Genomic DNA, 8,925 nt, shown 5'->3' with positions numbered 1-8,925 from the left:
GCGTTGTTGTCCTTGGCCTTGCCCAGCAGCAGGGCGCTGCGGCCCTCGATATCGCGCAGGTTGACATCGTTGCCCAGCGTGGCGCCCACGATCTGGCCCCGGCTGTTCACCGCTAGCACCACCTCGGGCTCGGGGTTGTTCCAGGCCGAATCGGAGCGGATGCCGATGTCGTCGCCGCAGCCCACCGAGGCCAGCACCGGCGCCTTGGTGAACACCTCCGCATCGGGGCCGATGCCCACTTCCAAGTATTGCGACCACAGGCCTTTGTCTTGCAGCAGCGCTTTCAGGCGCATGGCCTCGGGCGAGCCCGGGCGAATGTCCGCCAGGTTCTGGCCGATGAGGCCGATGACCTGGCTGCGCAGTCCCTGCGCGCGGGTGGCATCGCCGCGCGCCTGCTCTTCGATCACGCGTTCGATCAGGCTGGCGGCAAACGTCACGCCCGCAGCCTTCACCACCTGCAAGTCGCACGGGGCCAGCAGCCAGGGGCGGCTGGTGTCGCGCGTGCCGGGCAGGCTGTTGGCCAGCAGGTCTTCCACGCTGCACAGGTACTGGCCGGTGGCCGCACGCACCGCCTCGGCGGGCGCCAGGGTGTCGAGCAGCGTGCTCATGGTGGGGTAGTGCGCGCTCAGGTCGAACACACCCTCAGGCCGCAGTGCCACCACCGCCGGGCCGGGAACGGCGCCATGGGGCGCCCACACGCGGCCTACCAGTGTGCCCTGCAGACCATCGTCGGGGAGTACTTGCAATGCGGTCTGGGGCGCACGGGCCCGTTCGGCAACTGCCGCTGCCGTCATGTTGTTCATGGAGAGTCCTTCAGAAAAGTCCGCGTAGGCGCCGGTGGCCCACCCGTTGGTTGTCAGTGGTTGTGGCGTGGCGTCTTTTCGGAAATGCGCTGGAAGCCCAGCGCAAAGTCCAGCGTGGCGCCGTCGGCCAGTTGCCCCGTCTTTTCGCGGTACAGCGCCTCCCAGGGCGACTGGCTCGCAGGCACGGGCGGGGCGGGGAGGTCACGTTGTCGGCGTGCGATCTCCTCAGGCGCCACGAGGGCATCGCAGCGCCCAGTGTTCAGGTCGATGCGGATCATGTCGCCGCTTTGCAGCCAGGAGAGGCCTCCGCCCACGGCGCTCTCGGGCGATGCATTCAGGATGGACGGGCTGTCCGCCGTGCCTGACTGGCGCCCGTCGCCCAGCGTCGGCAGGGTGTTGATGCCACGCTTGATCAGCGCATCGGGCGGCTGCATGTTGACCACCTCGGCCGAACCGGGCCAGCCGATGGGGCCCGCGCCGCGCATCACCAGGATGCAGCCTTCGTGAATGTTCAGTGCGGGGTCGTTGATGCGCGCGTGGTAGTCGTCCGCGCCTTCAAACACCACGGCACGGGCTTCAAAGATGCCTTCAGCGCCCGGCTGGCTGAGGTAGCGTTGGCGAAAGGCTTCGGAGATGACCGATGTCTTCATGATCCCGAAGTCGAACAGGTTGCCGCTGAGCACCATGAACCCCGCCTTCTGCATGAGCGGGTTGGCGAAGGGGCGGATCACCTCGCGGTCATGGGTTTCGCGGCCCTGCAGGTTCTCGCCCACCGTCTTGCCTGTCACGCTGGCGCAATCGGTATGCAGCTTGCCCGCTTGCTGCAGCTCCCACATCAGCGCGGGCACGCCGCCTGCGCGGAAGAAGCGCTCGCCGAGGAACTGGCCCGCAGGCTGCATGTTCAGTAGCAGGGGCAGGTCGTAGGCGTGGTCGGTCCAGTCTTGCGCGTCCAGCTGCACGCCCGCGTGCCGCGCCATGGCCATGATGTGCACCTGCGCGTTGCTGCTACCGCCCGCCACGCTGACGATAGATAGCGCGTTCAAAAAACTCTCCCGCGTCAGGATGCGCGAGGGGCGCAGGTCTTCATACGCCATCTCCACGATGCGCCGCCCGGTCTCGTACGCCATCTGGCCGCGTTCGCGGTAGGGCGCCGGGATGGCCGCGCAGCCCGGCAGCGACAGGCCCAGGGCTTCTGCCACGGCGTTCATGGTGGAGGCCGTTCCCATGGTGTTGCAGTGGCCCGCCGACGGTGCGCTGCTGCAGGCGCGCTGCAGGAACTCTTCTTCATCAATCTCGCCCGCCGCGAGCTGGCGGCGGCTGCGCCAGATGACGGTGCCCGAGCCCACCAGCTGCCCTTCGTGCCAGCCGTCCAGCATCGGTCCGCCCGAGAGCACGATGGCCGGGATGTCCACCGTGGACGCGGCCATGATGCCCGCGGGCGTGGTCTTGTCACAGCCGGTGGTCAGCACCACCGCGTCGATGGGGTAGCCATACAGGATCTCCACCAGCCCCAGGTAGGCCAGGTTGCGGTCCAGCGCGGCCGTGGGGCGGCGGCAGTTTTCAAAGATGGGATGGACGGGGAACTCCATCGGAATGCCGCCCGCATCGCGGATGCCGTCGCGCACGCGGCGCGCCAGGTCCAGGTGGATGCGATTGCAGGGCGACAGGTCGCTGCCCGTCTGCGCAATGCCGATGATGGGCCGGCCCGAGCGCAGCTCTTCGGGTGTGAGCCCGTAGTTCATGAACCGCTCCAGGTACAGCGCGGTCATGTCCGAGCGCTCGGGCGCGGCAAACCATTCGCGGGAGCGGAAGGGGCGGCGGGGTGTTTTTGTCATGGGATCGAGACGTCGCAAAAGAGGGGCTGGACGCAGCCGGAAGCTGCGCCCTGGGGAGCGAACCAGTGGCTTACTTGCCGCCCCGCGCCTTGGTCAGCTCACCCATCATTTCGCTGGTGGTCTCTTCACCAAACTCCTTGCCGTACTTGGCCAGCACAGGCTGCAGCTTGGTGCGCAGCTTGGCCTGCTCAGCGGCGGGCAGTTCGGTGATCTGCATGCCGGCCTTTTTCAGCTCGCCCAGGGCGGTTTCGCTGAAGGCGCGGATGGTCTTGCGTTCAAACAGCGTAGCCTCGCGGGCGGCCTCCTGCACGATCTTGCGCTCGTCTGCCGAGAGGCTATCCCAGGTCTTCTTGGACATCAGCAGCACCCAGGCGCTGTACATGTGGCGCGACAGCACCAGGTGCTTTTGCACCTCATAGAACTTGCTGGCCAGGATGGTGGCGGGCGGGTTTTCCTGCCCGTCCACGGCAGACTGCTCCATGGCCGTGTACAGCTCGGTAAACGGCATGGGCGTGGCGTTGGTGCCCAGCGCGTTGAAGGTGTCCAGGAACAGGGGGCTCTGGATCACACGCAGCTTCAGGCCCGCCAGGTCGTCCGCCTTGTTGATGGGGCGGCGCGAGTTGGTCACGTGGCGAAAGCCGTTCTCCCAGAAACCCAGTCCGATCAGGCCCTTGTCGGGCAGCATGGCCAGCAGCTTCTGGCCGAAGGGGCCGTCGAGCAAGGCGTCGGCTTCGGCCTCGGTGTTGAAGGTGAGTGGCAGGTTCAGCACGCCAAAGGGCTTGATCAGCGACATCAGCGTGGATGAATCCGGAATCGTCATCTCCAGCGTGCCGCCGCGCAGGGCCGAGGTCATGCTCACGTCGTTGCCCAGGGCGCCGCTGGCGAACAGCTTGGCGTTCATCTTGCCGCCGCTCTTGGCCTGCAGGCGCTCGGCAAAGTGGCGCACGGCCTGGGCCTGCGGGTGGTCGTCGCTCAGGCCGATGCCGACCTTGAAGGTGTGTTCCTTGACTTGGGCCGCGACGGGGGGGGAAAGGGCGGCCAGCAGCGTGGTGGCAAGCGCCAAGGTTTTGGCGAGGGTCTTGAATTGCATGGTGTCTTGTCTCCGTTGGAATGGCGGGACCCCGCTGGCGAGGCCGTTGGCGTATGCAGCTTTTTTGGGCAAGCCGTCATGAACGCAAGGCGAAGGTTAGGTTTCGCGCTTCTGCGGGTCCACTGAATGTTTTGCGACAATCCATTCCAAACGCTTATGAGTCCAGACGAATTTCCGGGTAAACCCTTGTCTTTGGCGCAGGCCTGCGCGCGGCTGCGCTTTCGGCATTTGCAGTTTCTGGACATCCTGGGCCGCACGCGCAACCTCCGCCTGACGGCCGAACAGATGCACGTCACGCAGCCTGCGGCCACCAAGATCCTGATGGACATCGAGGAGATACTGGAGGCGCGCTTGTTCGACCGCCTCTCGCGTGGCATGCGGCCCAACGAGCTGGGGCTTTTCACGCTGCGCTACGCCAGCGCGGCGCTCGATGGGCAGCGCAAGTTTGTGGACGAGTTCAACGCCCTCAAGCAGGGCGGCCATGGCCATGTGACGGTGGGCGCCATCACCGGGTCGGCCGCGCATGTGCTGGTGGCGTCGGTGGTGGAGATACAGCGCCTGCGGCCCCTGCTGGTGATCAAGATCCTGGAGCAGAGCAGCGACCAGCTCATCGCCTGGCTGGCCGAACGCAAGATCGACCTGATGATTGGCCGCTTCACCACCGAGGACCAGCGCAGCCAGTTCCACTATGAGCACCTGTCCGCCGAGCCGCTCCATGTGGTGGGCGGGCAGCACCACCCGCTGCGCGGTGCCACCGACCTGTCGCTCACCGAGCTGGCGCACTGGCCGTGGATTCTGTACCCCGCCTCCACGGCGGTGCGCAAGGTGTCGGACGACCTGTTTGGCGGCGCGGGCCTGGCGCTCACGGCGGGGGTGGTGGAGACGCCGTCCTTTTTGTTTGCGCTGGAGCTGATGAACACCACCCACATGATGTCGCTGCAGCCCGCTGCGCTGATCCAGAAATACGTGGACCGGGGGCTGCTTTCGCGTATCCCCGTCGAGCTGCCTGACCGCATGCCCAGCTATGGCCTCATCACCCGGCTGGGCGAGCCGCCCACCCCTCCGGCGCAGGCTTTCATCGACGTGCTGCGCGAGACGGCGGGCGTGGCGCCGGACCCTTCGGCAGAGTGACAAGGTCCGCGCTATGCACGGCCCTTTTCGATAACCAATGGTTATTGGAAATTGAGGCGGCCAAGCCCTGCCGTTATGCTCTGCGCCCTTTCCCGCAACCCAGGCCTTTTTCTCCATGACCGACGCACCCGACACGCCCGACACCATCCAGGAACCCCGCTGCTGGAGCGATGGGCGCTGGACGGCACAGGTCATCAAGAACGAGGATGACGACGGCTGGGCCGTGTCCATGACGCTGAAGGGCGAGGCCGAGCCCGCGCTGGTGGGCCCCTGGACCATGGGGCGTGACAAGAAGAACCCCAAACCGCTGGATGTGTCGGCCTTCCACACCCTGGTCAAGACCGCGAGCGAGGTGGTGCGCCGCCATGAGCAGCAACTGCACGCGCAGCTGAACAAGAGCGTGCACATCACTACCGCTGACGGGCAGCGTCTGCGCGTGGCGCTGGCCATCGTGCCGGACGAGGAAGGCGCCACGGCCACGCTGAGCGCGCAGGACGAGCTGGGTGAGGAGGTGGCGCGTGCGTCCGCGCCGCCCAGCTTCAAGCTCACGCCCGCCAGTGCTGCGGCCTGGGCCGAAGGCGGGTTTCAGCGCGTGCGTTGAGCAGACCGCGTCAAAAAACGGCCGTGTGCAGGTCGCACAAGCCGCCACTGCCAGTGCAGGCAATCGCGTTCGCGACGGCGTGCCGTGCGCCCGCCACCTAAAATCCCGGTCGTCGGCCCCGAATGACCTTCGGGGCCGACAGCGTTCTCAGGGCGGGGCGAAATTCCCCACCGGCGGTATCTGTGGCCTGAAAAGGCAGCAGGAGCCCGCGAGCGCCTGCGGTGCTGTTCTTAGGAACATGCCCTCAGGGTCAGCAGATCTGGTGTGAAACCAGGGCCGACGGTCATAGTCCGGATGAAAGAGATCGCGAAACCAGGGGTGTCCTGCATATCCCTCGCGAGTCCGTGGTAGTGCGGATCGGGATGGGCCGCAAGGCGGCTTTTCTTGCCAATAGCGCGGCTATTGGCAAGAAAAGCAACGCAGCGGACCGCCCGAGACCGCGCTACCGCGAACCGCAGGGAGTTATGCAGGACATCCCTAGAGCACCCGCCATGGGTGGCTGGGCCATGGGCGTCTGCCTGCGTGCTTTTTAAGCCCGCTCGCAAGCGCTGGGAGGCCTTTGCCGCCCTGTGCAGGCGCAGTGTTCGCGCGCGCCCTGATTCTGGCCATACCTGTTTTGAGGAACCCATGAATCAGTCTTCTGCATCTTCCGTTTCCCCCCTGGCCCCCGTCGCCGCACACCGTGGCGCCCGCGTGGCCATCATCAGTGCCAGCTGGCACCAGGACATCGTGCACCAGGCCCGCGACGCGGCCCTGGCCGAGTTCGACCGCCACGGCCTGCCGCCCGCGCAGGTGGCGCTGTTTGACGTGCCCGGCGCGTTCGAAATTCCGCTGCTGGCCCGCAAGCTGGCGCGCAGCGGGCGCTACGACGCCATCGTGGCCTGTGCGCTGGTGGTCAACGGCGGCATCTACCGCCACGAGTTTGTGACCACCGCCGTCATTGACGGCCTGATGCGCGTGCAGCTCGACACCGAGGTGCCGGTGATGTCGGCCGTGCTCACGCCGCGCGACTTCCATGACCACGAGGACCATGTGCGCTTCTTCCGCGAGCATTTCGTGAAGAAGGGCACCGAGGTGGCCCAGGCCTGCCTGCAGACCATGGCCTACCTGCGCAAGCTGGCCTCGCCCACGCTGGCCACCGTGCAGCAGGCAACCCCTGCGCTGGCTGAGGCCTGAGAAGGCGTCAGTTGCTACTATTTGTGTAGCTGTTGGCGCATGATCCACTAGCGAATCTGGCCGATTTGGCTTGAAACTGCTGCGCCGCTTCAGCCTGCGGTCAACATGGGCTGGCGGTGGCCCGGTGCGGGCATGCTGGCCTGCCTGGGGGTGTTGGCGTCGGTGTCTGCCAGCCGGAACACCGCCACTGCCTGCACCAGCTGCTGTGCCTGCACCTTGAGGCTGTCGGCGGCCGCCGCGCTTTGTTCGACCAGCGCTGCGTTTTGCTGCGTGGCCTGGTCCATTTCGGTGATGGCGTCCCCTATCTGCGCCACGCCTGCGCTTTGCTCGCTGCTCGCGGCGCTGATCTCGCCCACGATGTCGGTCACGCGGCGGATGGCGCTGACCACCTCGTTCATCGTTGCGCCCGCCTTGTCCACCAGCGTGGTGCCCAGTTCCACGCGCTCCACGCTGGCGTGGATCAGGGTCTTGATCTCCTTGGCGGCGTCCGCGCTGCGCTGGGCCAGGCTGCGCACCTCGCTGGCCACCACTGCAAAGCCCCGGCCCTGCTCGCCAGCGCGGGCTGCCTCCACGGCAGCGTTCAGCGCGAGGATGTTGGTCTGGAAGGCAATGCCATCGATCACGCTGATGATGTCGGCAATCTTCTTGCTGCTGTCGTTGATGCCCTTCATGGTGGTCACCACCTCGGCCACCACATCGCCGCCCTGCACGGCCACGGTGCTGGCGTTCACGGCCAGCTGATTGGCGGTGCGCGCGTTTTCGGCATTGGCCTGCACGGTGGAACTCAGCTCTTCCATCGATGCCGAGGTCTCTTCCAGCGCACTGGCCTGCTGCTCGGTGCGGGCTGACAGGTCGTTGTTGCCCTGTGCGATTTCGGTACTGGCGGCGGCCACGCTGTCGGCGTTGTTGCGCACATTGCTTACTACCTGCGACAGGCTCAACTGCATGTCGTGCAGAGCGTTCAGCAGCAGAGCGATTTCGTCCTTGCCCTGCACCTGCCGCGCCACCGTGAGGTCTCCGCTGGCCACGGCCTGCGACACGCGCACCGCGTTGTCCAGCGGATTCACCACGGTGCGGCTGAAGGCAATGGCGCCTGCAATGCCCAGAGCGCACACCACCAGCATCACCACCAGGCTGATGGTGGTGGCGCGCTGCGCGGCACCTGCAGCGCGCTCTGCCACGGCGCTGCTGGCCTGGGCGATCAGGTCGCCTGCCTGGTCCAGCAGCTGCGAGGGCTCGCGGTCCATGCCTGCCACGGCCTTGTCGCCGGCCTGCGGGTCGTGGTCGGCCGCCTTGAAGGCCTCAAACCCTTTGCGGTAGGCGGCGCCCATGCGCTCGTGCGCTTGCGCAAACTGGCTCACGCGCTCTCGGCCTTCGCCGGCGGGCAGGGCGGCGATGAGCTTTTGCGCCTCGTCCCTGATGGCCTTTTCCTGTTTTTCAAACGCGGCCCAGTAGCGCGTGAGCTGGGCCGGGTCCTTGCCGCGCAGCAGCACGTTCTTCCACTCCTGCACCTGCACCTTGAAGTTGTTGAGCATGCCCGCCGCCATGCGCTCGTGCTCGAAGCTCTGGGCCACGGTGGTCTGGTAGGTGTCGAGCGCCTGGTTCAGGCGGCTGATGCCAAACAGCGCCGCCGCAAACAGCAAAAGCAGCGACACGGTGAAGGCAAGGGGGAGCTTGAGGCTGAGCTTCATGGAGAACTCCTGTGGGGTCCACGATTCGCCGCTGGGGCGGTGCAAGGTGCATGCGGCCCAGCCTGACATCCTCCGTAGGTTGCGGCGGCTGTCCTACTGTGCCTTTCGTCTCGGTCAACCAGCGCGTGCTGTGCGCCGCGCCGGAGAGATTCCCGCTGCCATTATGGAGAGCTGTGTAATTTTTTGTATATGCCTTTTTTGCCGAGGGGCAAGCACTGGCGGGCGCCGCGAGCCTCTTGCGTTGTTCTCAAATTGATAGCTATTGGAGTTTGATGGATAAGCGCCAGAGCCTGATTGGATTCAGGCAGCGAAAACAAAACGGCCTTGCCGGTCAGGGCAAGGCCGTTCCATGGCGGGGCGTCGCGCAGGCCGATGCCGTGTGGGTCTGGCTACAAAACCCCGCTGGCCCGCAGCGCCGCAATGCGCGCTGGGTCCAGCCCCATCTCGCGCAGCACTTCGTCGGTGTGCTGGCCCAGTGCAGGCGGGGCGTTGCGCAGCACCGGTGGCGTGGCCGACAGGCGCAGCGGGCTGGCCACGCCGGTGATCTGCTGTACGTTGTCGGTGGCGGCCTCGCCGTCCTTCCAGCGCGACAGCGTCA

The 8,925-nt window shown here is 66.2% G+C and carries 7 protein-coding genes, 1 pseudogene and 1 riboswitch; of the genes and pseudogenes, 3 read left to right on the top strand and 5 right to left on the bottom strand.

All coding sequences use genetic code 11. The annotated features are described in order from the left end of the window. From ISS20_RS21630 to ISS20_RS21620, 3 genes are all read right to left on the bottom strand, one after another. Positions 1 to 803 (bottom strand): fumarylacetoacetate hydrolase (locus ISS20_RS21630; protein ID WP_291439441.1); only part of this gene is annotated, 803 nt, incomplete at its 3' end. 53 nt (positions 804 to 856) lie between these two features. After that, complete coding sequence (locus ISS20_RS21625) at positions 857 to 2,638, bottom strand: IlvD/Edd family dehydratase (RefSeq protein ID WP_291439439.1); 1,782 nt, start codon at positions 2,636 to 2,638, stop codon at positions 857 to 859. Between the two features lie 70 nt (positions 2,639 to 2,708). Beyond that, positions 2,709 to 3,728 (bottom strand): TRAP transporter substrate-binding protein, encoded by a 1,020-nt coding sequence (locus ISS20_RS21620; RefSeq protein WP_291439437.1) that lies wholly within the window; start codon positions 3,726 to 3,728, stop codon positions 2,709 to 2,711. 156 nt (positions 3,729 to 3,884) lie between these two features. On the opposite strand from ISS20_RS21620, the gene ISS20_RS21615 reads away from it, so the two are divergent. The 3 genes from ISS20_RS21615 to ISS20_RS21605 all read left to right on the top strand — a co-directional run bounded on the left by ISS20_RS21615 (position 3,885) and on the right by ISS20_RS21605 (position 6,636). Beyond that, positions 3,885 to 4,859, top strand: coding sequence for a LysR family transcriptional regulator (locus ISS20_RS21615; RefSeq protein ID WP_291439435.1), 975 nt, complete (start codon positions 3,885 to 3,887; stop codon positions 4,857 to 4,859). 115 nt (positions 4,860 to 4,974) lie between these two features. Next, positions 4,975 to 5,460 (top strand): hypothetical protein, encoded by a 486-nt coding sequence (locus ISS20_RS21610; RefSeq protein ID WP_291439434.1) that lies wholly within the window; start codon positions 4,975 to 4,977, stop codon positions 5,458 to 5,460. Between the two features lie 139 nt (positions 5,461 to 5,599). After that, positions 5,600 to 5,770: riboswitch (FMN riboswitch) on the top strand. 317 nt (positions 5,771 to 6,087) lie between these two features. Next, the gene (locus ISS20_RS21605; RefSeq protein ID WP_291439432.1) at positions 6,088 to 6,636 is read left to right on the top strand and encodes a 6,7-dimethyl-8-ribityllumazine synthase; all 549 of its coding nucleotides are present in this window, start codon (positions 6,088 to 6,090) and stop codon (positions 6,634 to 6,636) included. A gap of 89 nt (positions 6,637 to 6,725) precedes the next feature. Here the strand turns inward: ISS20_RS21605 and ISS20_RS21600 are convergent, their stop codons facing one another. Both ISS20_RS21600 and ISS20_RS21595 read right to left on the bottom strand, forming a co-directional pair. Beyond that, entirely contained in the window at positions 6,726 to 8,327 is a 1,602-nt protein-coding gene (locus ISS20_RS21600; protein WP_291439430.1) for a methyl-accepting chemotaxis protein, read from the bottom strand. A gap of 389 nt (positions 8,328 to 8,716) precedes the next feature. After that, positions 8,717 to 8,925: pseudogene (locus ISS20_RS21595) on the bottom strand (CoA transferase); the annotation flags it as partial.

Origin of the sequence: Acidovorax sp., assembly GCF_016783915.1 — a bacterium.
GTDB lineage: Bacteria > Pseudomonadota > Gammaproteobacteria > Burkholderiales > Burkholderiaceae_C > Acidovorax.
The sequence above is the reverse complement of the archived record's forward strand: the minus strand, read 5'-3'. Positions and strand labels throughout refer to the sequence as shown.